Origin of the sequence: Bacillus cereus group sp. RP32, from assembly GCF_040459735.1 — a bacterium.
Taxonomy (GTDB): Bacteria; Bacillota; Bacilli; order Bacillales; family Bacillaceae_G; genus Bacillus_A; species Bacillus_A wiedmannii.
In genome coordinates this window covers 3,941,817-3,967,058 of record NZ_JARVHO010000001.1, presented here as the reverse complement: position 1 = coordinate 3,967,058, position 25,242 = coordinate 3,941,817, and the positions used below count along the sequence as shown (strand labels likewise).

The window sequence follows — 25,242 nt, the reverse complement described above, 5'->3', positions numbered from 1 at the left end:
AGACAATATGCTTTTAAATAGCAATTTCATTGACGAAATATATGCTATTACAGTAGTATACTATTTAGTGTGTAATAGTACTAGCAATGAATACGCTGTAGGGGGTTTAGTATATTGTTAGATGCGATAAAAATGACGGATATGAGAATTCCGGCGAATGCTATCATTCATGTAGAAGAGATGAAAGGTGGAGTCGTGTTATCCGTTGAAGTAGACGGCCAAATTATTTATACGATGGCTTATGATGAAGAAACAGATAGTTATGCTGAATTATATGATCGAAACGATAAGAGGGCGTGCCAAGTACATGAGGATTTTATGGGGTGGTCACTTCTTCACTAAAAAAGATGTCAATATGACATCTTTTTTTATTAAAACGATAGAATATACAAAGAAATGAAATATAAGGATAAAATTTGTAATAAATGATTTTGCATTGTTAGCACTTTGTAACTGCAAGTGAATTATTTTTTCGCTATCATAAAGATAACAGTCGCAGTTATAGGAGTGGTCAACTTGAAGAAAGTACATATTTCCAATTATATGTTATTATGTGTTTGTTTAATTTTATTTGTTCTCTTAGGAGGATTTTTATATTCATGTGTATAAGAAAAACGCATTCTAAAAAGAACGCGTTATAAAAAAGAAGTAATGATTAATCTAGTTCCGAGAATAATTAATGTGATACGTAATAAATTAATTACGGCATTACCACTTAATTTTGTATTAATATAAGCCCCGATTTTTCCGCCAATCCATGCACCAGGAATAAGAATTAATGCGTAAACCCAGCTGACATTTCCAAGGGAGATGTGAGTTGCAGAACTTACAATTGCTGATAAAAATACGATAAACATCGAAGTTGCTACAGCAATATGTGCTGGGAATGCAAAAAGTAGCATCATTGCTGGAACAAGTAAGGCACCGCCGCCAATTCCAAATAATCCAGATATAAAACCAACTATAAAGGCGATAAAGATAGCGAGAAGCGGTGGAAATTGATAGTGTACAGTGTTTCCTTCGTTATCTGTAAAAGAACGCTTAATTACCGTCATATTTGATAAAGAAAGGGGGTTTAATTTGTCTCGTAACATAAGAAGGATGGAGACAAAAATAAGGAAAATCCCAAAATATAAAGAAAATGTATCTTGGTTTAAAAATTTGTTTGCCCACGAGCCGATGATACCACCAGGGCCACTCCCGATAAATAAAATAAGTCCACTTTTGTAATCTACTCGTTTATGCTTCATATAAGTAAGGGTGGAAGATAGTCCTGTAAAAACGACTGTTACCATTGAAGTTCCTACTGCAAGTTGTGGTGATAGACTGTGTAATCCGATTAATAACGGAACAATAATAATTCCGCCACCAAGCCCGACTAGACTCCCGACTGTCCCGGCGATTAACCCGATGAAAAGTAACATGATGTATTCCAAAATTTCCAACTCCTCTATATAACTTATCCACCAATTATTATACACGCTTTTTAATAAGAAAAAGGTTTGTTCACAAAAAAGTCGTCTTCCTAGAAAAATAAGGAAGACGACTTTTAATTAAAAGATTAAGTGTAATAAAGCGTAAAATAATGCAGCTAACGAAGCTGAAATAGGAAGTGTAATAACCCATGTAATTAACATACGTTTTGCAGTTCCCCATTTTACACCTTTCACACGATGTGAAGCACCAACCCCTAAAATAGAAGAAGAGATAACGTGTGTTGTACTAACCGGTAAGTGAATAAATGTTGCGCCGAAAATAACAAGTGATGATGATAAATCAGCAGCTACACCATTTACAGGACGAATTTTCATAATTTGTCCACCGACAGTTTTAATAATTTTCCATCCGCCAACAGAAGTACCAAGACCCATTGCGATTGCACAACATAATTGTACCCAGAACGGGATGTCGTCAGAAGTATGATAGTTATTGGCCATAAGAGCCATCGTAATGATTCCCATTGCTTTTTGTGCATCATTCGTACCATGTGTATAAGCTTGTAATGCTGCAGTGAAAATCTGGAATAAACGGAAGTTTTTGTTCGTTTTCGTTAAATTAAAGTTTTTAAAGACCACTTTAAAAATACTGTATACGATATAACCAATAACAAAAGCGATAATCGGTGAAATGATTAAAGCTTCAAGAATTTTTATGAACCCTTTAAGATTTAATGAGCTAATACCGGCAGCAGCGATAGCTGCACCTGCGATTGAGCCGATAATTGCATGCGAAGAACTACTTGGAATACCGTAGTACCAAGTAATTAAATTCCAAGCTATTGCCGCAAGCAAAGCAGCTAAAATTACAAGAGAACCATTTTGCAAGGCAAATGGATCAACGATATCTTTTGTAATCGTTTTTGCTACACCTGTAAATGTCATCGCACCTAAAAAGTTCATAATAGCTGCCATAATAATTGCATGTCTAGGCTTTAGAGCTTTCGTTGAAACAGCCGTTGCAATAGCGTTTGCTGTATCGTGAAATCCATTGATAAAGTCAAAAGCTAAAGCGCAAATGACTACTAAAACGGTCAGTATCAAGAGTGTATCCATGATCAAACTCCTTACGCGTTCTTCATAATAATTGTTTCTAATACGTTTGCAACGCTTTGGCAGCTATCCGCTACTTCTTCAAGCTCTTCGTAAATCTCTTTGTATTGAATAATCTTAATCGGATCTTTCTCACGAGAGAATAAGTGCTTAATTGCATGACGGCGAATATCATCACATTGTGATTCGTAATCCTTAATCTTAATCGCGTTCGTACGAATGTCGACTAACTTCTTTTTAGACAGTAGTTCAACAGAATTTGCAATCTCAATCGCACATTGATTAATTGCTTCAACGAATTTAATCATGTATTCATCAGCTTCTGTAATAGAATACATTTCGAATAGACCAGCACTATGATCTAATCCGTCTAATACATCATCCATACTCATTGCAAGTTGTAGGATGTCCTCACGTTCAATTGGAGTAATAAACGCTTTGTTTAGCTCCATAATGATTTCGTGAATAAATGAGTCACCTTTTGACTCATACTCTTTCATGCGCATAGAAAACTCTTTTAAATCGCTAGCATTTTTAATTTTATACTCCACGAAAAACTGCGCGCCTTCTTTTAAATTTTCTGAAACATTCATTAACATTTCAGAAAATTTATCTTTTTTTGATTTAAATACCATTATTAGTTACCCCCACAAAAGTAATATATGTAAAATATATTGGCTAATCAATTCTAACAAAAAACTGTCGTTTTTTAAAACATTTTATCGAAAAGTTTACAAAAACTTAACATAACTCTCATTGTTGTATTAATAATATTAATAATCAATAGTGAATATCTTACTTGTAGAATGTCCTTTTCTTGCAAAAAGTATGAATGTGAAAGAAAAGCTTTACACTATAGGAACGACTACGTTATTATAATAAATTTAAAAGGAGGTATATTCTTCCTTTTGAAAAGAAGAGTGTAAACAAACGAAGGAAGTGAACGAATGAAATTGAAGAACACTCACTTAAAAAAAATGCAGGAGTGGTTCAACAAGAGGAAGAAACTTCGTAATTCATTAATTGTATTAGGGAGTTTACTCGCTACTCTATTTGTTGCTATAAATATAATAATTTCCATTCAAGACATATCTGAATTAAAACAAGCTGTTCCGCAACCGACCTTAATTTATGATGCAAATAATGAAGTTGCGACTAAATTAGCTTCTTCTAAAACAGAAGGTATTAAAAGGGGAAATATTCCTGATATTATGGTTCAGGCAATTGTTGCAGTAGAAGATAAGGAGTTTTTTAACCATCACGGTATTTACTATAGTGGAATTATAAGTGCAGTTTTTAAAAATATTACAGCAGGAGAAGTTGTAGCAGGGGGAAGTACAATTACACAACAACTTGCGAAAAATGTATTTCTGACACAAGACCGCACATACTCTCGAAAAATAAAGGAATATTTTTTAACAAAAAAAATAGAGCGTACGTATACGAAAGATGAAATTATTGAAATGTATATGAACCAAATTTATTTTGGCGAAGGTGCTTGGGGTATAAAAAGGGCAGCTAAATCTTATTTTGATAAAGATGTAAAAGATTTAACGGTTTCAGAGGCTGCAACGATTGCTGGTTTGATTAAAGCACCGTCTGCATATTCACCATATAAAAACTTTAATAAGTCAATCGAACGACGTAATGTTGTATTAAGTTTAATGAAAGAGCAAGGATATATTTCTGACGAACAGTATAATAAAGAAAAAGAGAGCGGTCTTGTGTTAAAACGTGGTGTGGATGATAAATACAAGGGGAAATACTCTCAATATGTAGATTATATTGTTAGGGAAGCTATGGACAAGTACGAATTAACACAAAATGAAATTTTAGCAGGTGGTTATCGTATTTACACAGAGCTTGATCCGAAAAAACAACAGGCTGTAGAAGACGTTGTGAATAATGAGAGTTATTTCAAAGATAATGGCTCAGACCAGCTTATGCAAACGGGTGTAGTTCTTATGAATCCCAAAACAGGTGGTGTACCAGCTTTAGTTGGAGGTAGAGGACCGTATCAGTTTTTACAGTTTAACCATGCAACCCAATTAAAAAGACAACCTGGCTCAACGTTAAAGCCTCTGGCTGTATATGTACCAGCTTTAGAGCAAGGGTATGAAGTATACGATATATTAAAAGATGAACCATTTAATATTAAAGAATATAAACCGCAAAATAGTGATCACACTTTTCACGGTGATGTGACAATGTATGAAGCCGTGGCAAAGTCGTACAATGTTTCGGCTGTTTGGCTATTGGAACAAATTGGATTGGATAAAGGATTGAAATCTTTAGAGCGATTTGGTATTCCATTAGTGCCAGAAGATCGTACGTATCCAATTGCTTTAGGCGGGATGCATGTTGGGACCTCTCCATTTGTAATGGCTCAAGCATACAGTACATTTGCAAATGACGGTGTCCAAGTGGAAGCTCATGCGATTAGAGAGATACAAAATGCTGAAGGTGAAACAATTGGAAAGTGGTATAAGAAAGAGACACGAGTGACGAGCGAGAAAATTGCTCAAAAGATGACATATTTATTAAAAGGTGTTGTCGAAAAGGGAACGGGCGAAAAGGCGAAAGTTAATAATGTTGATACGGCCGGTAAGACAGGAACTACTCAAATTGTAAATGGACCAAGCACCGGTGCAAAGGATTCATGGTTTGTTGGATACACACCAGATTTAGTAGGTGCGATTTGGGTAGGATTTGATAAAACAGATAGCGATCATTATGTTCCAGGGGGGAGTCAAATTACGACGACGATGTTCCGGGATATTATGAAAAAAGCGAATGCCAATCCAGCTCAAAAAGCATTCCAGTTATCGCTCATATCTGAGGCTGATTATAAAAAACAATTGAATACAATAGAAGAGGAAAAACGAAGAAAAGAAGAAGAGAAGAAAAGGAAAGAAGAGGAACAGCAAAGAAAAAAAGAGCAACAAGAGTGGCTCGACAAAGTAAAAGAATGGATTCCTTCACTTTGGTAAAAGAAAGAGGCGAATAACGAAATTCGTCTCTTTTTCGTATGAGAAATTAAGTGAACTTTTAATCGGTGGGAAGAGCTGTATCTATCCTTACGAGTTGTTAGCCCGTATCAATTGGGATAAATAGTATTACTCGTTAAGTATAACATTTGTACTGCTAAAGGATTGAGAATCGTATGTGATGATTATTTTTCCTTTACTAATAGGCTCGTAAGGTAATTCTTCTTCGTAAACACCATTATTTTCATTATGGATAGAAAGCATGATTTCATCAATTTCTTTATTTGTATACTGAACTTTAATCGTTTCAGCAATTTGAAGTAACGCTTCGGAACTAGAAGCTTTCGTAATAAGCATTCCTTTTATAACTTTTTTTTCATTATTGGAGGCATTGGAATAAGGGATGTTGCTTTGTTTTGTATACAAAAGTTTGTATGGAACAGTTTTTCTCTCTGCTTTTGATATAGTGGAATATTTTAGAGTTAAAAAAAATCCTACACATAAAATAATGCATACCATAAGAGCAACCCAAATGCGTATTAGTGACATAACTCTCATTTTCATCCCTCTTTCATATCTTTGACTTCACTATTTATCATACAAAATGAGGATTAAGACAGAGTAAATTTGAGGTAAAGAAACGTAAAGAAGGAGCACTTATCCTCCCAAATAAGTGCTCCTTTCTATATAAAGAGAGATTTAATGCACGGTTAAACGATACATATTATTATAAATATACTTATTGATTGAAAATTAGTAAATTCGGAATACGGATAGTGTTGCAGTTGTATCGCCTGTGTTAGGAATAGAAATAGTGTTTGCTGTAGGCTGTACAGCAATCGTTGTACCAGCTTGTAAAGTAACGATTGTAGAGAAAGAAACAGCACTACCGATAACGTTAGTTGAGAAGTTACGATTGGGTGGTTGGCCATTGAATGAAATACCGAATCCGAATGGTGAAGATCCTGGGAAAGTTGTAGACGCTGAGAAACTAATATCATATACGCCTGTTTCTAAAATTGTTAAAGTATCTGAAGTATCGTTGAAAGAGATATTAGTTAATTCAAAAACTTGATTGAATTGGATGTTTGTTCCAGGGGATATAGTTTGTGGATTTGAGTTTCCGATAGCTGCGATAGTTACAGGAATTGGAGTACCTGCTGCTCCTGTTGCGCCAGTAGCACCTTGAGCACCAGTAGCCCCTGTTGCGCCAGCCGGTCCTTGAGCACCAGTAGCACCTTGAGCACCAGTAGCCCCTGTTGCGCCAGCTGGTCCTTGAGCACCAGTAGCCCCTTGAGCGCCAGCTGGTCCTTGAGCACCAGTAGCACCTTGAGCGCCAGTAGCCCCTGTTGCGCCAGCCGGTCCTTGAGCACCAGTAGCCCCTGTTGCTCCTCCTCCAAGGCAACCTGACCCGTATTGAACTAGGATAGTTTGGATCTCTGTTATGAGTTTAACTAGTTTGTCGATAGTGCAGCAATCTACTTTGAATAACTTAGCGATATACAATAAATAATTAAGCAAGCTTTGTAGCTCAACGTACAATGCTCCGCATGAGAAAGGTGTTGTTCTTAAAATAGTTAATAGATTAGCAATAATAGAATTTCCAATTTGTTTTTGTGCTGGAGACAAATCTAAGCAATTTAGGAATTTTTGTAGGTTATTTAGGGCGGCAATCAAGTTATCTATATTATTTTGAGAAGGGTTTTGAAAGACCGCTTGAATAGCTTGGCCAAGAGCTTGAAGAAGTCTAACGAATTCTGTAAGTTCGGACTTAGAGATGTTAATATAACTACAAGCTCTGACTTCGCAACAATCATTACCATAAAATACTTTTCCTTTATTTTTATTGTTCATCTTTTCATTCCTTTCTTTCATAGAATCAATAGTCGTTACTATATATTAAAATGAAATTTATACTAAATTCGTGATGGACAAACTACCATTTCTAAAAAAATAAGAAATTGGCCCTCTTAGCAAAAATAAGTAAGATAAAGAGAAGGTTTATATAATGTAAGGACGAAAAATTCAGCATAAAAAACTGCATGCTAATTGTTGTAGGTATTTAACAATTGGCATGCAGTTTGTGGAGGAGTACCTCATTTGTAGTCATTTAATCTTTCAAGGGTTGTTTTAGGTAAAATTGGAATTGAAATAGTGAAAGTTGTACCATCTTGATTACTGGTCATTTTTAATGTACCGTTATGATTTTGAATAATTTTCTTCGTTACTGACAAGCCCAGTCCTGTGCCCGAATCTTTTGTTGAGAAGAATGGATCAAAGATATACTCTTGAATGGCTGTTGGAATACCAATTCCATTATCAGTGAAAGTAATACGAACAAAATTATCTAGGCGATAACTAGTAATTTGGATAGAAAGTTTTTTTTCACCTTGAGCATCGACAGCATTCTGAAATAGGTTTAAAAAAACTTGTACAAGTTCATGACGATCAATATGGACTAATACATCATCTAATTCGGTAGAAAAATTATAATCAATTGAAATATTATGTAAAAAGACTTCACTAGCTAGTAACTGTTGAATATACTCACGTAAAAATGTATTAATAGGAAACGGTTCTCTTGTAAATTCGCGTGTTTTTGAAATAGCTAAAAATTTTGTAATAATACTATTTGCGCGGTCTAATTCAGGAATAAGTAAGTTTTCAAATAATTCTTTATTAGATGGAGAAACAGTTTCTTGTAAAAATTGTAAATAACCTCGTACGGTTGTAAGAGGATTACGTACTTCATGTGCAATCCCAGCTGCAATTCGCCCTGCTAAAGAAAATTTCTCTGCATCACGTTCTGTGTTTAAATAATGAAAGACACTAATGACTCTAAAAATCTCTCCGTTATAATCACGAATAATTCGGTTATTTAAAATGCCATAGTTTTTGTCTAAAACTTCTTCGTTATATATTTCTGTTCCCGTTCTTAATGTTTCAAGAGCTTTAATTTTTTCTTCTGGCAATTGTAGTAATTGTTGAATTGGCTTTCCGATTATATCATTTCGTACTACACCAAAATCATCTGCTGCAGCTTGGTTACATAAAGTGATATTTCCTTTAGCATCAACAAAGGTTACATGATGTGAAAAAGCATCAAAAATATGAATGAAGTATGTTTCAAGTTGCTCAAATAAAAATAATGAATCGCAAGTAAGTTGAAAATCAGCCTCTTTATTCTCTTTTTTTATGTTTTGAATGGAATGAGTCGTTCTCGTTTTCTTTATTTGTAAACCAATATGTGGATTTTTGTATGTGAAATGATGTGGTAATTGATTCACAAGTTCTTCATAAAAACGTACTTTATTTTCTAATTCTTCTATTCGTTTTTCATGAGATATAATATCATCGTTTGGAAGCATAAATAAATAACCCCTCAATTTAAAAATTCTTCCATCTAGTATATCATATTTTTATACGGATACTCTTAAAGAAGGGGCTACTTAATAAAATTGATTAGCTGAAGTGTTCGGGAAGTGAGTAGAATGAATAGAAGGTGAAGTTAAAAAGGGAGGGATATATTTGCTTTTCATTGGAGTGACAGGGTGGGGAGATCATGATTCTTTATATATAGATCCCTATGAAAATAGAAATAAATTACGAACATATAGTGAGTATTTTCCTATAGTGGAAGTGGATAGTTCATTTTATGCGATGCAACCTGCACGAAACTATACAAAATGGGCAATGGAAACACCGAAAGATTTTGCTTTTATAGTAAAAGCATATCAAGGAATGACAGGACATATGAAAGGTGAAATCCCTTTTTCTACGTTTGATGAGATGTTTGATGTGTACAAACAATCTATTCTGCCTTTAATAGAAGCTGATAAATTAAAAATGATTTTATTTCAATATCCACCATGGTTTGATTGTAAAAAGAAAAATGTGGATTTTCTTCGATATACGAAAGAAAAAATGGAAGGTTTACCGTGTGCCATAGAATTTCGAAATCAAACATGGTTTTATCCCGAAATGAAAGATAAGACGATACAGTTTCTAGAACATGAGAAATGGATTCATACCATTTGTGATGAGCCGCAGGCCGGGATAGGTTCGGTACCGCTCGTATTAGAAGTAACGAATGCAGAGATGGTGTTAATACGTTTTCATGGTAGGAATGTTCATGGGTGGCTTGATAAAGGGGAAAATTGGAGAGCGGTTCGTTGCTTATATCGCTACAACAATAAAGAATTAGAAGAATGGGTAGAAAGACTAGAGCAATTAAAAAAGAAGACAAAGGACATATATGTACTATTTAACAATAATTCGGGCGGAGATGCAGCGGATAATGCGAAACAGCTTATGAAAATGATGAACATTACATATGGTGAGCCGAAGCCTGAGCAATTAAATTTGTTTGAATGATAATAAACAAGAAAGGCACTGTACAAACAGGGGGAATGTACAGTGCCTTTCTATATGAAAAAGAGGGGTAACAATGTTACTGAGCGTTTGGTTGATTCATCAATTGTTGGCTTCGTAATAAATGATAATAGTTATCATTATCATTGTCAACGGTTTTCCGAAAAATAAATAAAAAACTTTTTATGAGACATTACCGGGTAGGAAGATTCCTGATAAAAGGTTTGGCTGAAGCAAAGAAGTTTTTCGGGGGAGAATGCTAGTAAACTCCTAATAAAGTATCAAAAAAAAGAACAGCAATTAATGCTGTTCTTTTCCAGTGACGAATTGTTGTAAATCAAAAGGAGTTATCGCTTGGATAAACTCTTTTGAGATAAGTGTTTGAACAAGAGTACTTTCAGAAATGGAAGCACCTGTTTTCTTTTCATAAGCTTGTTTTAATAAATCAAGTTTTTCAGCCGTTTCTTTCGGTAATTCAATTGTTAATGTGTTCATAATTTCTCCCCCTTACTATTAGAGTACCACTACAATATAGGAGAGACAAGAAAAGAGAATGTGAAACATAAAAAAGGTTACCATTTATAAATGGTAACTTTTTTTATGTATAAGAGTTATTAAGCAATACCGATATACTTTAAAGTTTTTGATGGAGTACTATGATCAAAGAAGTGTTGTAAAAATGCGATATCAACACCTGATTTGTATGCACAATATCCCCAAGTTTTTCGAAGTGTATGTGAGCTAATCCCTTCTAATCCAACTTCTTTTGCAGCTTTGTTTAAAATGTACCATGCATGCTGTCTCGTAATAGATTTCGTTCCTTTTTGAGACTTTAATAATGGTTCATTACGTTTCCAAGTTTTACGTTCTTTCATGTAGTCTTCGATCGCGTGCTGCAAGTCTTCATTTACAGCAAACCATTTATGTTTCTTTACTTTTTCATTGTAAAATAAAATGGAATGGCGAACATTTTCATTTTCATCGATTACATCACTAACTTTTAATTGTAAGATTTCACTTACTTTTAAGCCAGAATTTACAGCTAATACGAATAATAAGCCATCACGTTTCGAAGATTGTAAAAGTATATTTTTGATAGTTTCTAATTGTTTTTCATTTTGAATAGGTTGTCCTGCTTGTTTCATTTCACGCACTCTCCTCATTTATGTGTGTAAAGGAAAGGATTAACTTGTTTCCTACTATAAAGGGAGAGTGTGAATTTCATGTGAACTCCTAGTGAAATTAAGACAAATTATTTGACTTCTTTTACTTTTTGTAAATTAAAGTAGAATACAACACTATTAGTCGTGTTATATACACCGTACTCGGCATGGTGGAGGTCTAAAATGTTTTTTACAATTGATAACCCGAGACCGGTACCTCCAGTATGACGGCTACGAGATGCATCTAAACGGTAGAAACGATCCCAAATTTTTTCAAGACTTTCTTCAGGGATAGGGTTTCCTGTGTTTTCGATTTCGACTTTTACTATATCTTCCAGTTCTATAACGGAGACGTGTATTTTTTCTCCATCTGGCGTATAGCGAATTGCATTGCTAAGTAAGTTCACAACGACTTGCTCAATACGACTACGATTCGCGTTAACGAATATAGAAGAGTCTACATCTACGTTCACTTGTAAATGCTTTTCCTCCATGCTAAATAATAACTTTGTATAGACTTGTTGAATTAATTCACCGATTGAGAATGTCGTCATATCTAGTTTGTACGTACCAGATTCTAGTTTTGCTAATTCTAACATTTCAACAATAAGTCTGTTCATGTTTTCTGTTTCTTCTAAAATAACATCTGTGTAATACGTCGTATCTTTACTAACGCCATCTTTAATTCCTTCTGCGAAACTTCTAATTACACTAAGTGGAGTTTTTAATTCGTGTGATACACCAGAAATGAATTCTTTTCGCGTTTTCTCTAATTGACGTTCACGTTCAATATCTTGTTGTAATTTTGTATTGGCAACATTTAATCGATCGATTCGGTCTTTTAAGTTTACAGATAACGTATTAATACTACCGGAAAGCCCGCCAATTTCATCGTCTGCTGTCACAGGTAATTTTTCACTAAAATCAAAATTGGCCATTTTTTTTGTAACGCGATTCATTTTAATTAATGGTTTCACAATGATTTTTGAGTAGTAGAAGGATAATAAAATAATTACGAGAAATACGATGATTAAGGCATAGACATAATAATCCTTTAAAACGAGCATCGCTTCATTAACAGGTTGTAAAGATGCTATCGCAAAAGCGTATTCTGTAATTTTTCCATTTTCCACAATAGGTTTTACAAAGATACTATTTTTTATATTCTCTCCACCATCTATTATATAAGTGTTTAATTGGTGTGAATTAGCAGTGCCATTTCTAATAATCTCTGCAAAATATTGAACGGCTTGTAATGTTTCAAAATCATTTGCAAGACGAACATCTGCTTTGGATGGAAGCTGTAACTTAGATACGATACCAGTAAACTCAATTTGAGTCACAGTTTTGGATCGGCTTGTAAGTCTATTTTTAGCAGGGTTTCCATTAATGGATTGAAAATCTGAGTTGACATTTTCGTTTTGCCATCGATTATAGTTTGTTGTCAATTCTAGTGGTGTTATGGTGGAATCTTGTACAAAACCGACGACGTTTATCATCCCATCTTTTTTCAATCCTAAGTTTTCGAATTTATTATATTCTTCTGGCGTTAAAACATTATTGAGTGGAATGGAATATGCTTTATTATTTTTAGGATTAATTACATCAATGTAGAAATTATTGTCACTTTTAATAATGCCGTTCGTATTTAAAAACTGCATTTCAGCATTTGTTTTGTCATGAAATTCTTGTTTTAATTTTCGAATTTCCTCATAAGTTTTACCACTTTCTTCGTAAGTATTTACGAACTTCTCAAAAGCAGTTTGAACTGTTTTTACTTTTTTATTAATGTAAAATTTCTCTAAAAATAGAGATTGTCCTAAGAAAAAAAGGAGGAATATGATTGTAAATAATGTTGATGTTAATAAAAATAGTTTAAAGACGATACTTCTGTTTTTCACTGCGTCACCTCTTGTGAGAAATACTGTAAATGATTTCTTAATTATAACAAACGTTACAAAAAAGTAGAGGAGAAAATCTGTCTCTTCTGAAAGTAGTTTTTAATAAAAAGTCACATAAAAAGAACTCGACAGACGTATGACGAGTTCTTTAATGTATTATTGTTGAATTGCTGCATCTAAAGCGATTTCAATCATTTCGTTAAATGTAGTTTGACGCTCTTCAGATGTTGTTTCTTCACCAGTGAAAATGTGATCGCTTACTGTTAATACAGATAACGCATTTACACCGTATTTCGCTGCTAATGTATAAAGAGCAGTTGTTTCCATTTCTACTGCTAGTACACCATAATCTCCAAGTTTTTTAACCATGTCCATGCTTTCGCGGTAAAATACATCTGCTGTTAAAACATTACCAACACGAACGTGTAAGCCTTTTTCAGTTCCAGCATCGTAAGCTTTCTTTAAAAGGTCAAAGTTTGCAGCTGGTGCAAAATCAAAACCTGGGAATGTTAAACGGTTCATATTAGAATCCGTACAAGCTGTCATTGCAATAATAACGTCACGTACTTTTACGTCTTTTTGAATCGCACCGCAAGTTCCAACGCGAATTAAATTTTTAACTCCGTAGCTTTGGATTAATTCGTTTACATAAATAGAAATAGAAGGAACACCCATACCTGTACCTTGAACAGATACGCGTTTTCCTTTATAAGTTCCAGTGAAACCTAACATACCACGCACGTTATTATAGCAAGTAACGTCCTCTAGAAATGTTTCAGCGATATATTTTGCACGTAATGGATCACCAGGTAATAGAATAGATTCAGCAATTTCGCCTTGTTTTGCTTCAATATGTACACTCATGAAAAGTCCTCCTTATAATGTATTGATAGAAATCAATATCATTTGCATTATACACTATCAATCCTTTCAATTAAAATCTTTTAATTATTTGTAATATGTGCAAAGCAGGAGGATTTCATAAATCATAATCTAGAATATATATGTAAGAAGTTTTGTATAAACAGAGACAATAAAAATGGTAGGTGATATTTTGAAAAATCTTGTCATTGGACTTGTTGCTTTACTATTTATTGTAGTAGGAGGATTTTACATAAAAAAGTATCAGGAAACTACAGAGACTGTAGGTGATGTTCAGGAAGTAAAATGGGATGTGTCAAATGGAAAAGGAAATGAGAAAGTAAATATTTTGTTTCAATTACTAAATAATAAAAATAACGAAGTTCGTGGTGTGAATGATCAAATTCGGGCAGTTATTGTAGACGGACAATTAAAACATGTACAACAAATGAAACCTACATTTGCAGGGAATGGATCATATAAGGTATCTTCCAACATAGCGAAAGATGAAAGATATACAATATTTTTATATGAAGACAAAAACAAGTCTGTGAAATCATTTGCGAAGAAAGATTTTGGGAGAGAAATAGAGGAGAAAAATAAGAAAAAAGTAAAATTTCCAATCGATAGTGTGCTTACAAAAAAAATAGGGGAGTATGAAGTTTCTCTATTATTTGGTGCATTGCATCCGAATGAACCAGCGACGTTAACATTTCAATTCCAAGCGAAAAAGGGTGAGAAATTGAAATTACATTCAGAGAGAGGAGAAGTGGAAGCGCTCTATATCGTGGACGAAACGAGAGAAAACTTTTTATACGCAATACCTGTTGATACAGATGAACAATTACAATACCGTATTACATTTCCTATAGAAGGAACGTATAAAATATGGGGAGATTTCTATATAAATGGTAAGAAATATGAAAAAGAATTTATTGTACAAGTTCAAAAAAGAAAAAACAGCTAAATGTTTAGCTGTTTTTTCTTTTTCCTATTAATTTTGTTACAGAGAGCATTGTAATTGGTAAAGAATGATTCTTTCTAAATGCTAAATATTTACCGCTCCATGCTGGTTTATATTTTTCTTTAAAATGACGTAGCCCGCTGAAGCTATACGTATAACGAACATTATTAAAGATGGCAGCAGCAACTCGTTCGGACCAAAAAGATTGTGTCGATAAACCTACATTTGAAAGTGGTGCCATACCAATATTAAAGGAGTGGTATTCATTTTCTTTTGCCCACTGGAATAGGTGGATGAAAATTGCATCCATAATGCCGCTAGGTGCATCTGGATAATAGCGCATTAAATCAACAGACAATGATCCGTCTTGATATACGGGCATAAAGGTTGTAAATGCAATGATTTTTCCATCAGCATCACATAATGTAGCGATAGGTGCTCGGCTAATATATTCACGATCAAAGTATCCGAGTGAAAAACCTTTCTCTTTTTTTCCGCCGAGCCACGCATCTGAAACTTTTCTTAACTCTTCAAATAATTCGTTTGAGAATGGTGGCTGATGAATAGAGAATGTATAGCCTTCTCGTTCGAAACGGTTGAAAGTCGCTCGCATACCGGCTCGTTTTTTTCCTGTTATTGTAAATGTGTTCAAATCAACGACAGCTTCTTCACCAAGTTTAAAGAAGTTGTAACCAAAATCATGATATAAACTCATCCATTTACTTTCTATTTGGTAGAATACACAAATGTATCCAAATCGATCAGCCTCAGCTAAAAACTCTTGTAACACAGTACGGTAGGAGGAAGGATCCCCAATTGGATCACCTAGCACAACGAGACGTTTTCCAGTTATAGAGAAGAGAAGGAGCGCTTTCCCATCACTACTGAAGAAAAATTGTTTATCTCCTAAAAATCCTAAATGACTAAGTACATTACCATCATGTTCATCTAAAAAGTTTTGCAACCTTTTATCATTAGCTGGTTGCCCGGGAAATTCATTTCGATAACGATTGGCAATGAGTGAGCCAATCAGTAAAAATGTAGGGACGAAAAAGGCAGCTGCTAATGCACTTCGTTTCACTTGTGTAATATTACGAACGACAAAATCAGGTTTAAAAGCTTCTTTTGCACCTGCAAATAAAATACCTAAGTTTTTATATAAATATAAAGTTATGAGTAAGAATATAAAAACTTTTACCATATCAGAAAGTGAGACTTCCATTTTCTCGCGTACAAATCTTTTACGAAGCATATATAATACAGCGAGTACGATTAATAAAATAAACGTCTCTTCAATATCAATCCCTTTTAGCGTATTAAAGATGGCTGCTCCGATTAAAGAAATAATCGTCATATAGTAAGAACGCTTTGTTCCATAATATATCCCTCGCGAAAGGATCAGGAGGAGAATACCAAATGTTAGTGATAAGCTAAAAGAAAATTGAATAAGATGTTTTGGAGCTAGAATATGTAAGGCGTGTGCTCTGTTTATACTTGTCGGTAGAATGGTCGATAAAATAACCATTAATCCAGCAAATACTGTTAAAGCAGCAGAGGCCCATGAACCTAGTTTTCCTAGAAAATCACGCTGCAAAGTCCATATAACACCAGTTGTTTCTAATGCAGGCGCAATAAAAGGTTTATCTTCAAACTTTTTAATGGCCACGCCTGTCATTTCAAAAGCTGCAAAAATAAGACCAAGGCAGAAAGGTAAAATGTAATAGACGAGGCGATATAATAACATAGCAGGTAGTAATACGCCTGTATCAATGCCGTATTGTCCGAGCCCAGTTAAAAAGACAAGATCAAATGAACCAAGTCCACCAGGAACAAGACTAACAACACCAGCTAAAGCAGCAATTACATACACACCTAAAAACTTTTGAAATTCGATATCGATACCAAATAATATTAGTATGACGTACATAACAATACCGGCAGATACCCACTCAACTAATGAAACTAATGAGTATAAAACAGTTGGATTTTTTTCTTCTTCCCCTTCTTCTTGCCCTTCGGTTTGCTTTGGTTTTCTATTTTTAAGTTTAGAAAAGCCAATGTATATAGGGACGAAAAGGGCGAAGAAAATAAGAACAGGCCATAGCCACGGTTTTTCATGCAAAATAAAACTTGTGTCTAATATTCCAATGAGACCGAGGAAAGAAAGAATTGCGAGTCCGTTAATAAAAGCAGTTGTCATCCAGGCGATACTTTTAATAAGTTTGCCATTTTCTTTTATGTATGGACGATAAAGCATTGTGCGTACACCAGCTCCAACGAGACCACCAAACCCAATAAATCCATTTAAAGTATTAGCAATCCATGAGATACGAAAAATCTTTTGGACTGGTATATCAGCTTTTAAATAACGAAGCATAACATAGTCATAAAAGAACATTGTTGATACGGCAAATGCACCAAGTGTAATTGCTAAAAAGACTCCTCCAGTTGGAATGTTTTTAATTGTATTGATTGCTTCTAAAAAAGAAATGCCTGCTAATTCTTTTTTTGCTTGAAAGAATACAATTGTTAATACAACAAATGGGAAGATAATTTTCCCGATTTGTAAGAAACGTTTCCATGAAAACGACATAAATACAACTCTCCTTGTATAAGAAAACTGAGACAATAATATTATTATGACAAACTTCAAGAAAAATAAAAAGGTAAATTCCTGTATAGGGAAGCTATTTTTTATATGGGTTATATTTAAAAGAGTATTTCGTTTGTCAGAAAATTAAGTTAAAATAAATTGAAAGAAGGAAGAGAGGGGCAGTAGATGATTATAATAGGTTATGCGGGATATGAGTTAGAGAAAGCGAAACCTAATACATCAGAAGATTTCTTTAATAGATCGGAAGTGACATATATATTAAATAATAAAGAGAGAACTTTTTCCGTTTTATACGTTCGATATTTTGAAGAAGTTTTACAAGAAATTACTCCTTTTGAAGGAAATCCAGTATGTAAAATAGAAGAACAAGACATATATTTACGGGATATTGTAGCGATATGTTGTTTACTGAAAGAGAATGAGCATCGCATGCAAAAACGTTTATATTTAAATAATATAGAAGCATTCCAACAATATTTTGATGAGGAAACAGTGGTGAAAGTACAAGAAATATTAGCTGAATTACATAAAAATAAAAGAGTAGAAATAGCGTGAAATGGCAAAGGAGAGGGAAAAATGTCTAATCTAATGGTTGAAAATCAAACAGAACAAGTTTCTATGTTTTTAGAAGATGTTATTACTTTAATAACCAATTATGTAAATTATCATACGTTGCCTTCTTTATTAGAAGAAAAACCAGCAGGGAACGAGCAATATTATAAAGGGTTATTAGCATCAATAAGACGTCTTCTTGTTTTTTGTGAAGAAGGACATGATGCATGTTTTGTTTTGTTAAATAGCCAGCCATTTCGAAAAACAGCAGCTGAGAAAATTTTATATAAAATTTATCATCAAGTAATTGCAGAGTTTTTCTCACCAAAGAGTGATCATTGGTATGAAAATAGTCGGTCTGCCTATACAGGGAAAAACTCCATCGTTTTTCAACAAACGCCACCAGCATCTATAGAGCAAGTGATGAAGAGTTTAGAAGGAAAATTTCAATTGATGCGTGAAGAACTAGAATATTATGAGACGGATTACCAAACAAAGATGTTACACAAATATTAATTGCGAAAAAGAAGCTAAGGGGACTTAGCTTCTTTTCCTTTTGTAAAGTTATATAAGGGATTTCCTTTGAATATATTTATGGGGATAGCATTAAGGAGGTGTAACATGAGTCAGCAAGGTGTATTTACAGATTACTTTCATGAAGTAGAAAGCTGGTGTGAAAGTGTTCTTCACGTATTAGATAGCCGTGCAATGGAAGTGTATGATGTCCATATGCTTGCTTATAAAATTCAAACGTTATTAGATCGTATGAAAGAGCATGAGTATGATACAGATGCAGAGTTTATGTATGAAATAAGTGATGATGTAGAACATATTCAGCATCATTTGCAGGAAGTATTCGTGCAAGGAGAAGAGGAATATGAACTATATGAAAGAGGGGATAGTGAACGAGCAGTTCCGATTGGAGGGCATACACTTCCACCATTACCTTATCCGTATAATGCGTTAGAACCGTATATTTCTAGAGAAATTATGATGTTACACCATGATAAACATCATCGCAGTTACGTAGAAGGGTTAAATAAGGCAGAGAAAATGATGGAAGAAGCGAGAAAAACAAATCAATTTGATTTAATTAAGCATTGGGAAAGAGAAGCGGCTTTTCATGGATCAGGTCATTACTTACACACGATATTTTGGAATAACATGAAAAAAGATGGTGGCGGAAGTCCAAGAGGGGCTCTTTCACAACAGATTGAACAAGATTTTGGGAGTTTTTTACGTTTTCAAAAACATTTCACAGAAGCAGCTTCTAAAGTGGAAGGATCAGGCTGGGCGCTTCTCGTTTGGGTACCACGATCTGGAAGATTAGAAATTTTGCAGAGTACACTTCATCAATTATTTACACAATGGGATACGATACCGCTCCTCGTGCTAGACGTGTGGGAACATGCGTATTATTTACAATACCAAAATCGAAAAGATGAATATATTAAAAACTGGTGGAATGTTGTAAATTGGCCTGATGTAGAAAAAAGATTTGAAAGTGCGAAACAAATTGAATGGACACCGTATTAGACGCAGGTTCTCTGCGTCTTTTTTATTAGAAGGAGAAAGAGATTTCGTTCATATTTTAAAAGGCCAAGCATACACTTGTACAAAAAGTGCCAAAAGGACGTGGGGGGAAATATGAGACGAATTTGTGTAATAATCACGCTTCTTATTATGTACGCAAGCGTTATACCAATTCCTACATATGCAAAGATGAACAGTAATGTCAGTGCTCGAAATGCTGTATTAATGGAGCAACAGTCCGGTCGTGTATTATACGGAAAAGCAGAACATGAGCCACAAAAAATTGCTAGTATAACAAAAATTATGACAGCCTTGTTAGCTGCTGAATCAGGAAAAATGAAAGAAATGGTATCGGTTAGTAATGAAGCGGTGAGAGTAGAAGGATCAGCAATTTATTTAAAGCCTGGACAGAAAGTGAAGTTAGAGGATTTAGTATACGGACTCATGCTTAGATCTGGTAATGATGCAGCACAAGTAATTGCTGAAAATGTAGGAGGAAGTATAGAAGGGTTCGTATATTTAATGAATGAAAAGGCGAAACAAATTGGAATGAAAGATACTCACTTTTCAAACCCACATGGTTTGGATGGAGATGGATCCCATTATTCATCAGCCTATGATATGGCACTTTTAACAAAGTATGCAATGGGGAACGAAACCTTTAAGAAGATTTTTGGGACAAAAACGTATAAATCAGATTCGTGGGATTATCCGTGGAAAAACAAACATAAACTCGTGACATCTTATTATGAATTTGCGACAGGAGGAAAAACAGGTTTTACGAAGAAAGCAGGACGGACACTTGTTACAACAGCATCAAAAGATGGACTAGATCTAATTGTCGTAACTTTGAGCGCTTCTAGCGATTGGGATGATCATATGAATTTATTTGATAAAGGTTTTGAACGTTTCAAGCAAACGAACGTTGTAGGACAAGGAGCTCTTGCTGAAATAACTGAAAAGAAATATGCCAATCATGTATATACAAAAAATAGTTTCGCGGTGCCATTAACTGAGCAGGAAAGAAAGAATGTCGTATTAAAAGTTGAACTTGATAAAAGTGCAAAACTTAAAGATGGAGTAAAGGTTGGGAAGACGGAAATTTATGTTGGCAATGAGAAAGTTGGAGAACGGAATTTATTTTATAGTAAACGAAAGTTAGTAGCTACAACGGGAATGTATTGGAATAATGTGAAAGAAATTTTTTCTCATATGATAGGTGTTGGGAGCGATGGTTAATCTCGTATGGGTAGCGATGGCAGTCATAGGGATTGTATATGCCATGATAAATGGAACGATGGAAGCAATAAATAAAGCCGTATTTGACGGAGCAAAAGATGCAGTAACAATTTGTATAGGACTTATTAGTGTATTAGTATTTTGGCTCGGTTTAATGAAAATTGCAGAGGAAGCAGGGTTGTTAAAAAAGTTAGTGTCACTTTTTATGCCGATAGTAAAAAGGTTGTTTCCAGAAATACCGAAAGATCATCCGTCAATGGGATTTATTTTATCGAATATGATGGCGAACTTTTTTGGGTTAGGTAATGCAGCAACCCCTCTTGGTATTAAAGCGATGGAACAATTGAAAGAGTTAAATGGAGGGAAGGATTCGGCGAGCCGTTCTATGGTGACGTTTCTCGCATTAAATACATCAGCGATTACTTTAATTCCTACTACTGTCATTTCGATTCGAATGACGTATGAATCAGCGAATCCTACTGAAATTGTTGGGGTAACATTCATTGCACAAGTACTATCTATGATCGGAGCGATTTGGATTGACCGCTATTTTTACCGAAGAAGGAGTAGGAAGGGGCGGAAAAAATGAGTATTGTCAATACGATATCATTATGGGTAATTCCTTGTGTAATTGGTTTTATCCTTTTATATGGCACGATAAAGAAAGTGCCGACGTATGAATCGTTCGTTGAGGGGGGAAAAGAAGGGATTCAAATTGCGATCTCTATTTTACCGTTTATGGTTGGAATGCTTGTATCTATTTCGATTTTTCGGGCGTCTGGAGCGTTAGATGCAATGATATCAGTAATGAAGCCGATGTTAGATTTAATTCATGTCCCCGCGGAAATTGTTCCTCTAGCACTTATACGCCCTATTTCAGGCTCTGCTGGTTTAAGTATTACGACCGATTTAATTGCCACATATGGGCCAGATTCGTTTATTGGAAGATTGGCTTCTACAATGCAAGGGAGTACAGATACGACTTTTTATATTTTAACAGTATACTTCGGAGCTGTTGGAATTAGAAAAATGGGAGATGCATTAAAAGTAGGACTTTTTGCCGATTTAATCGGGATTATTTGTTCAATTGTGTTTGTTTCTTTAATGTTTAAGTAAGGCGGCTATTCATTTTTTATGCTATTTCGCTTATAATACGTATACGACCACTATTAAGGTGTTGCTTAATAGTGGTTTTTTTATGCGGTATTTTTGACAAAATGATGAACTTTTATTGTGAGCAATATGAAGAATATGGACAATAATAAAAGGTAAAAAACATGATTTGCCCTTTATATGTTTATTATCATCGCTATGTTGTTTAAGTAAGATGAAGCGAATAGCCGTCAAGCGTATGCGGTTGCCAAGTCTTTCTAATGTAAGGTAAGATAAATTCGAGGTGAAAAAAAGAAATGGAACGATTACAAAAAGTGATTGCGCAAGCAGGTATTGCATCGAGAAGAAAGGCTGAGGAATTAATTCAGCAAGGAAAAGTAAAAGTGAATGGAAAAATAGTGAAGGAGTTAGGAACGAAAGTAACTCCTCAAGATAAAGTAGAAGTAAATAACATCCCTCTTGAAAAAGAAGAACCTGTTTATTTTTTACTATATAAACCAACTGGCGTAATTTCAAGTGTATCAGATGATAAAGGAAGAAGTGTTGTAACAGACTTTTTCCCTGAAATTAGACAACGTTTATTCCCAATCGGACGCCTAGATTATGATACGTCTGGCGTATTATTGATGACAAATGATGGGGAATTTGCAAATGTATTAATGCATCCAAGATATAAAGTTGAAAAAACGTATGTTGCAAAAATTAAAGGGCCATTAACAGGTGAGAAAATTCGCATGTTAGAACGAGGTGTTGCATTAGAAGATGGGAAAACAGCACCAGCACAAGTGAAAATTATTTCTTGGGACAAGCGTAAAGAGACTGCGATTGTACAATTAACGATTCATGAAGGACGTAATCGTCAAGTACGCCGCATGTTTGAAGCGTTAGATTGTAAAGTAGTGAAACTAAAGCGTGAACGCTACGCCTTTTTAGAAGTGGGTAGCTTGCGACCTGGTGATGCGAGAGAATTGTCACCACATGAGGTGAAACAATTACGTGCATTGGCTTCTACAAAGCCGCGCTAACCGATAGTGTGAAACTTTCACCAGTGGAATGCTCCGCTGGTGATTTATTAAAAAATACATATATTCATCACTCGTCGAAGAGAGGGGAGACAATATGAAAAAAAATCGCTTATTATTTCGTGTTATTATTCTACTCATTTTATGCGGTGCTGTAGGATTTACACTTTATCAAGGATTTTTTGCTGATAAAGAGAAAATGCAAATTGGAAAAGAAGCACCTAACTTTGTTGTAACAGATTTAGAAGGAAAGAAAATTGAATTAAAAGATTTAAAGGGAAAAGGTGTATTTTTAAACTTTTGGGGCACTTGGTGTAAACCGTGTGAAAAAGAAATGCCTTATATGAACGAATTATATCCAAAGTATAAAGAAAAAGGCGTTGAAATTATTGCGTTAGATGCAGATGAAACAGATATTGCTGTTAAGAACTTTGTGAAACAATATGATTTGAAATTCCCAGTTGCTATTGATAAAGGAACAAAAATCATAAGCACATATGGGGTAGGACCATTACCGACAAGCTTTTTGATTAATAAAGATGGAATAGTAATCGAACAAATTATAGGTGAACAAACGAAAGAACAGTTAGAAGGATATTTAAAGAAAATTACTCCGTAATAAAGAAAGCCTTTACATATGAGGTGCATCCTTATAGTGCCTCTGATTTAAAAATTCTGAGTATTGCGGTAACTTGAGGGTAGAATATACAATAGTACATATAGATATAGGGGCGGTGAGAGTGTTGAAAGAAATTAAGTGTGAATGTGGACATGTGAATCCGATAGGAACTGTTTTTTGTGAAGCATGTGGGAAACCATTTGAAAGCAATGAAAATATAAAACTATTGGATATGCGTTATGAGGGGAGTGCTCGGAGATCTCTCACACAAACAAAAACGATAGTCGATAAAATTTGGAGCTTTTTCTCTTCTGTAAAAGTGGGTGTATGGCTCATTGTAATCACTTTAGCTGCATCAGCAATAGGAACTATTTTTCCGCAAGAAATGTACATAACTCCAGGAATTGCACCAGCTGAATATTATAAGCAAGAATACGGATTTTTAGGGCAACTATACTATCAATTAGGATTTAATAATTTATACGGTTCATGGTGGTATATGATTTTAATTGCTTCAATTGGTATTTCACTTGTGATATGTAGCTTAGACCGTGTCATTCCACTTTATAAAGCTTTAAAGAAGCAAGGGGTGAAAAGACACCCTAGCTTTTTAAAGAGACAAAGATTATACGGTACTGGTACACCGCAAGATGGTGATCTTGAAAGAGTGCAAAAGAATTTAAAGAAAAGAAACTATAACGTGAAAGTGGAAGACGGAAATATTTTGGCGGAAAAGGGACGGTTTTCACGCTGGGGTCCATATGTGAATCATATCGGTCTCATTATCTTTTTATTCGGTGCAATGCTCCGTTTTTTACCGAGTATGTACGTAGACGAAGCCCTTTGGTTACGTGATGGTGAAACGAAAGAAATACCAGGAACGGATGGTCAATACTATTTAAAAAACGAGAAATTTATTAAGGAAGTTTATGATAAAAGTAAGGACAAGGAAGTTTTTGATGAAGCGATTGATCGTGTAGGCGATAAAATGATTGCGAAAAACTTCCAAACGAATGCTGTATTATATAAAGCGGTCGGCGAAAATATAGCAGGACAAAAACCGAAATTAGAAAAAGTAAAAGAAGCGGAAATTCGAGTGAATGAACCGCTGAAATTTGATCAATTTGCTATATATCAAGTGGATTACAAAGAAAGTGAATTTAAAAGCATGTCATTCCATTTGCAAAACAAAGAAAATAATCAAAAGTGGGGACCGATTAAAGTAGATTTAACGAATCCTACAGAAAAATTTGATTTAGGAAATGGTTATTCTTTAGAACTATTAAGCTATTTTCCAGATTTTTATTTTGATGAGAGTGGAAGACCAAATACGAAAACGAAATTACCAAACAACCCTGCATTTGTGTTTAAAATGTTTACGCCTGAAACACCAGATGGTGAAGTGAGTTTTGTTGGTATTCAGCAAAATATAGAACCTGATGGAAATAATAAATATAAAATGTCGTTTGCAGGTGTGGAAATGCAAAATGCAACAGCACTTACTGTAAGGAAAGATTTAACGCTTTGGATTCTCGGTATTGGAGGATTTATATTTATGGTGGGTGTTATTCAAGGGATGTATTGGAATCATCGCCGTATTTGGATACAACGCGTTAATGATGAATGGTGGATTGCAGGACACACGAATAAAAATTGGTTCGGTTTAAAGAAAGATATTGAAAGAGTACTAGAAGGTACGGCAATTCCGCAGCCAAGCGATAAAGTAGTGGATAAAAAAATTAGTTAAGGTGGGG

At 34.6% G+C, this 25,242-nt stretch carries 24 protein-coding genes; 13 read left to right on the top strand and 11 right to left on the bottom strand.

Annotated features, from left to right (window positions below; genetic code table 11):
* The first annotated feature begins 114 nt into the window (after positions 1-114).
* Positions 115-342 (top strand): hypothetical protein, encoded by a 228-nt coding sequence (locus QCI46_RS20395; protein ID WP_000882907.1) that lies wholly within the window; start codon positions 115-117, stop codon positions 340-342.
* Between the two features lie 293 nt (positions 343-635).
* Here the strand turns inward: QCI46_RS20395 and QCI46_RS20390 are convergent, their stop codons facing one another.
* The 3 genes from QCI46_RS20390 to QCI46_RS20380 form a co-directional block, all read right to left on the bottom strand.
* Positions 636-1,436, bottom strand: a complete 801-nt coding sequence (locus QCI46_RS20390; protein WP_000455764.1) for a sulfite exporter TauE/SafE family protein — start codon at positions 1,434-1,436, stop codon at positions 636-638.
* Positions 1,437-1,553: 117 nt separating this feature from the next.
* Positions 1,554-2,552, bottom strand: a complete 999-nt coding sequence (locus QCI46_RS20385; RefSeq protein ID WP_048544857.1) for an inorganic phosphate transporter — start codon at positions 2,550-2,552, stop codon at positions 1,554-1,556.
* 11 nt (positions 2,553-2,563) lie between these two features.
* Positions 2,564-3,184, bottom strand: coding sequence for a DUF47 domain-containing protein (locus tag QCI46_RS20380; protein WP_000231446.1), 621 nt, complete (start codon positions 3,182-3,184; stop codon positions 2,564-2,566).
* Between the two features lie 312 nt (positions 3,185-3,496).
* On the opposite strand from QCI46_RS20380, the gene QCI46_RS20375 reads away from it, so the two are divergent.
* Positions 3,497-5,539 carry a transglycosylase domain-containing protein gene (locus QCI46_RS20375; protein ID WP_353841260.1) on the top strand — a complete coding sequence of 681 codons (2,043 nt, stop codon included), beginning with the start codon at positions 3,497-3,499 and terminating at the stop codon, positions 5,537-5,539.
* A gap of 126 nt (positions 5,540-5,665) precedes the next feature.
* Here QCI46_RS20375 and QCI46_RS20370 read toward each other — a convergent pair whose 3' ends face one another.
* From QCI46_RS20370 to QCI46_RS20360, 3 genes are all read right to left on the bottom strand, one after another.
* The gene (locus QCI46_RS20370) at positions 5,666-6,094 is read right to left on the bottom strand and encodes a hypothetical protein (protein ID WP_327957841.1); all 429 of its coding nucleotides are present in this window, start codon (positions 6,092-6,094) and stop codon (positions 5,666-5,668) included.
* A gap of 195 nt (positions 6,095-6,289) precedes the next feature.
* Entirely contained in the window at positions 6,290-7,390 is a 1,101-nt protein-coding gene (locus tag QCI46_RS20365; RefSeq protein ID WP_353841259.1) for a Gly-Xaa-Xaa repeat protein, read from the bottom strand.
* A 242-nt stretch (positions 7,391-7,632) separates the two neighbouring features.
* Positions 7,633-8,904, bottom strand: a complete 1,272-nt coding sequence (locus tag QCI46_RS20360) for an ATP-binding protein (protein WP_046958910.1) — start codon at positions 8,902-8,904, stop codon at positions 7,633-7,635.
* Between the two features lie 160 nt (positions 8,905-9,064).
* On the opposite strand from QCI46_RS20360, the gene QCI46_RS20355 reads away from it, so the two are divergent.
* A complete protein-coding gene (locus tag QCI46_RS20355; protein WP_000897337.1) occupies positions 9,065-9,910 on the top strand; it encodes a DUF72 domain-containing protein in 846 nt (281 codons plus the stop codon).
* A 297-nt stretch (positions 9,911-10,207) separates the two neighbouring features.
* On the opposite strand, the gene QCI46_RS20350 is transcribed toward QCI46_RS20355, so the two are convergent.
* The 4 genes from QCI46_RS20350 to deoD form a co-directional block, all read right to left on the bottom strand.
* Positions 10,208-10,402 (bottom strand): DUF3924 domain-containing protein, encoded by a 195-nt coding sequence (locus tag QCI46_RS20350; protein ID WP_001094861.1) that lies wholly within the window; start codon positions 10,400-10,402, stop codon positions 10,208-10,210.
* 119 nt (positions 10,403-10,521) lie between these two features.
* Complete coding sequence (locus tag QCI46_RS20345; RefSeq protein WP_000806236.1) at positions 10,522-11,052, bottom strand: tyrosine-type recombinase/integrase; 531 nt, start codon at positions 11,050-11,052, stop codon at positions 10,522-10,524.
* Between the two features lie 107 nt (positions 11,053-11,159).
* On the bottom strand, positions 11,160-12,971 hold the full coding sequence (locus QCI46_RS20340; RefSeq protein WP_046955235.1) for a sensor histidine kinase: 1,812 nt from the start codon (positions 12,969-12,971) through the stop codon (positions 11,160-11,162).
* A gap of 156 nt (positions 12,972-13,127) precedes the next feature.
* Positions 13,128-13,835 carry a purine-nucleoside phosphorylase gene (gene deoD / locus QCI46_RS20335; RefSeq protein ID WP_000110707.1) on the bottom strand — a complete coding sequence of 236 codons (708 nt, stop codon included), beginning with the start codon at positions 13,833-13,835 and terminating at the stop codon, positions 13,128-13,130.
* Positions 13,836-14,010: 175 nt separating this feature from the next.
* On the opposite strand from deoD, the gene QCI46_RS20330 reads away from it, so the two are divergent.
* Entirely contained in the window at positions 14,011-14,799 is a 789-nt protein-coding gene (locus QCI46_RS20330; protein ID WP_141499058.1) for a hypothetical protein, read from the top strand.
* A 4-nt stretch (positions 14,800-14,803) separates the two neighbouring features.
* Here the strand turns inward: QCI46_RS20330 and mprF are convergent, their stop codons facing one another.
* Positions 14,804-17,389, bottom strand: a complete 2,586-nt coding sequence (mprF, locus tag QCI46_RS20325; RefSeq protein WP_048541887.1) for a bifunctional lysylphosphatidylglycerol flippase/synthetase MprF — start codon at positions 17,387-17,389, stop codon at positions 14,804-14,806.
* A gap of 186 nt (positions 17,390-17,575) precedes the next feature.
* Between mprF and QCI46_RS20320 the strand changes: the two genes are divergently transcribed.
* The 9 genes from QCI46_RS20320 to resB all read left to right on the top strand — a co-directional run bounded on the left by QCI46_RS20320 (position 17,576) and on the right by resB (position 25,235).
* The gene (locus QCI46_RS20320; RefSeq protein ID WP_353841258.1) at positions 17,576-17,965 is read left to right on the top strand and encodes a hypothetical protein; all 390 of its coding nucleotides are present in this window, start codon (positions 17,576-17,578) and stop codon (positions 17,963-17,965) included.
* 21 nt (positions 17,966-17,986) lie between these two features.
* Positions 17,987-18,478, top strand: a complete 492-nt coding sequence (locus QCI46_RS20315; RefSeq protein WP_000067570.1) for a YpuI family protein — start codon at positions 17,987-17,989, stop codon at positions 18,476-18,478.
* Positions 18,479-18,583: 105 nt separating this feature from the next.
* Positions 18,584-19,498: a superoxide dismutase gene (locus QCI46_RS20310; protein WP_000082674.1), complete on the top strand. Its 915-nt coding sequence runs from the start codon at positions 18,584-18,586 to the stop codon at positions 19,496-19,498.
* A 111-nt stretch (positions 19,499-19,609) separates the two neighbouring features.
* Positions 19,610-20,734: a D-alanyl-D-alanine carboxypeptidase DacB gene (gene dacB / locus QCI46_RS20305; protein WP_001252621.1), complete on the top strand. Its 1,125-nt coding sequence runs from the start codon at positions 19,610-19,612 to the stop codon at positions 20,732-20,734.
* Positions 20,727-21,323: a spore maturation protein SpmA gene (spmA, locus tag QCI46_RS20300; RefSeq protein ID WP_000247806.1), complete on the top strand. Its 597-nt coding sequence runs from the start codon at positions 20,727-20,729 to the stop codon at positions 21,321-21,323. The genes dacB and spmA overlap by 8 nt, the downstream gene beginning before the upstream one ends.
* On the top strand, positions 21,320-21,850 hold the full coding sequence (gene spmB, locus QCI46_RS20295) for a spore maturation protein SpmB (protein WP_000029511.1): 531 nt from the start codon (positions 21,320-21,322) through the stop codon (positions 21,848-21,850). Before spmA ends, spmB begins: the two co-directional genes overlap by 4 nt.
* A gap of 293 nt (positions 21,851-22,143) precedes the next feature.
* Positions 22,144-22,872 carry a 23S rRNA pseudouridine(2605) synthase RluB gene (gene rluB, locus QCI46_RS20290; RefSeq protein WP_000440552.1) on the top strand — a complete coding sequence of 243 codons (729 nt, stop codon included), beginning with the start codon at positions 22,144-22,146 and terminating at the stop codon, positions 22,870-22,872.
* Between the two features lie 94 nt (positions 22,873-22,966).
* A complete protein-coding gene (gene resA, locus QCI46_RS20285; RefSeq protein ID WP_353841257.1) occupies positions 22,967-23,488 on the top strand; it encodes a thiol-disulfide oxidoreductase ResA in 522 nt (173 codons plus the stop codon).
* A gap of 121 nt (positions 23,489-23,609) precedes the next feature.
* Entirely contained in the window at positions 23,610-25,235 is a 1,626-nt protein-coding gene (resB, locus tag QCI46_RS20280; protein WP_098047363.1) for a cytochrome c biogenesis protein ResB, read from the top strand.
* Positions 25,236-25,242 lie beyond the last annotated feature (7 nt).

Bases quoted from the DNA above. Each gene is read 5' to 3' on its own strand.
- QCI46_RS20370 (WP_327957841.1), bottom strand. From the start codon at position 6,094: ATGAGAGTTATGTCACTAATACGCATTTGGGTTGCTCTTATGGTATGC.
- deoD (WP_000110707.1), bottom strand. From the start codon at position 13,835: ATGAGTGTACATATTGAAGCAAAACAAGGCGAAATTGCTGAATCTATT.
- rluB (WP_000440552.1), top strand. From the start codon at position 22,144: ATGGAACGATTACAAAAAGTGATTGCGCAAGCAGGTATTGCATCGAGA.
- QCI46_RS20360 (WP_046958910.1), bottom strand. From the start codon at position 8,904: ATGCTTCCAAACGATGATATTATATCTCATGAAAAACGAATAGAAGAA.
- spmB (WP_000029511.1), top strand. From the start codon at position 21,320: ATGAGTATTGTCAATACGATATCATTATGGGTAATTCCTTGTGTAATT.
- QCI46_RS20375 (WP_353841260.1), top strand. From the start codon at position 3,497: ATGAAATTGAAGAACACTCACTTAAAAAAAATGCAGGAGTGGTTCAAC.
- resA (WP_353841257.1), top strand. From the start codon at position 22,967: ATGAAAAAAAATCGCTTATTATTTCGTGTTATTATTCTACTCATTTTA.
- QCI46_RS20380 (WP_000231446.1), bottom strand. From the start codon at position 3,184: ATGGTATTTAAATCAAAAAAAGATAAATTTTCTGAAATGTTAATGAAT.
- QCI46_RS20315 (WP_000067570.1), top strand. From the start codon at position 17,987: ATGTCTAATCTAATGGTTGAAAATCAAACAGAACAAGTTTCTATGTTT.
- QCI46_RS20365 (WP_353841259.1), bottom strand. From the start codon at position 7,390: ATGAACAATAAAAATAAAGGAAAAGTATTTTATGGTAATGATTGTTGC.
- QCI46_RS20320 (WP_353841258.1), top strand. From the start codon at position 17,576: ATGATTATAATAGGTTATGCGGGATATGAGTTAGAGAAAGCGAAACCT.
- QCI46_RS20350 (WP_001094861.1), bottom strand. From the start codon at position 10,402: ATGAACACATTAACAATTGAATTACCGAAAGAAACGGCTGAAAAACTT.
- QCI46_RS20345 (WP_000806236.1), bottom strand. From the start codon at position 11,052: ATGAAACAAGCAGGACAACCTATTCAAAATGAAAAACAATTAGAAACT.
- dacB (WP_001252621.1), top strand. From the start codon at position 19,610: ATGAGACGAATTTGTGTAATAATCACGCTTCTTATTATGTACGCAAGC.
- spmA (WP_000247806.1), top strand. From the start codon at position 20,727: ATGGTTAATCTCGTATGGGTAGCGATGGCAGTCATAGGGATTGTATAT.
- QCI46_RS20330 (WP_141499058.1), top strand. From the start codon at position 14,011: ATGGTAGGTGATATTTTGAAAAATCTTGTCATTGGACTTGTTGCTTTA.
- QCI46_RS20385 (WP_048544857.1), bottom strand. From the start codon at position 2,552: ATGGATACACTCTTGATACTGACCGTTTTAGTAGTCATTTGCGCTTTA.
- QCI46_RS20310 (WP_000082674.1), top strand. From the start codon at position 18,584: ATGAGTCAGCAAGGTGTATTTACAGATTACTTTCATGAAGTAGAAAGC.
- mprF (WP_048541887.1), bottom strand. From the start codon at position 17,389: ATGTCGTTTTCATGGAAACGTTTCTTACAAATCGGGAAAATTATCTTC.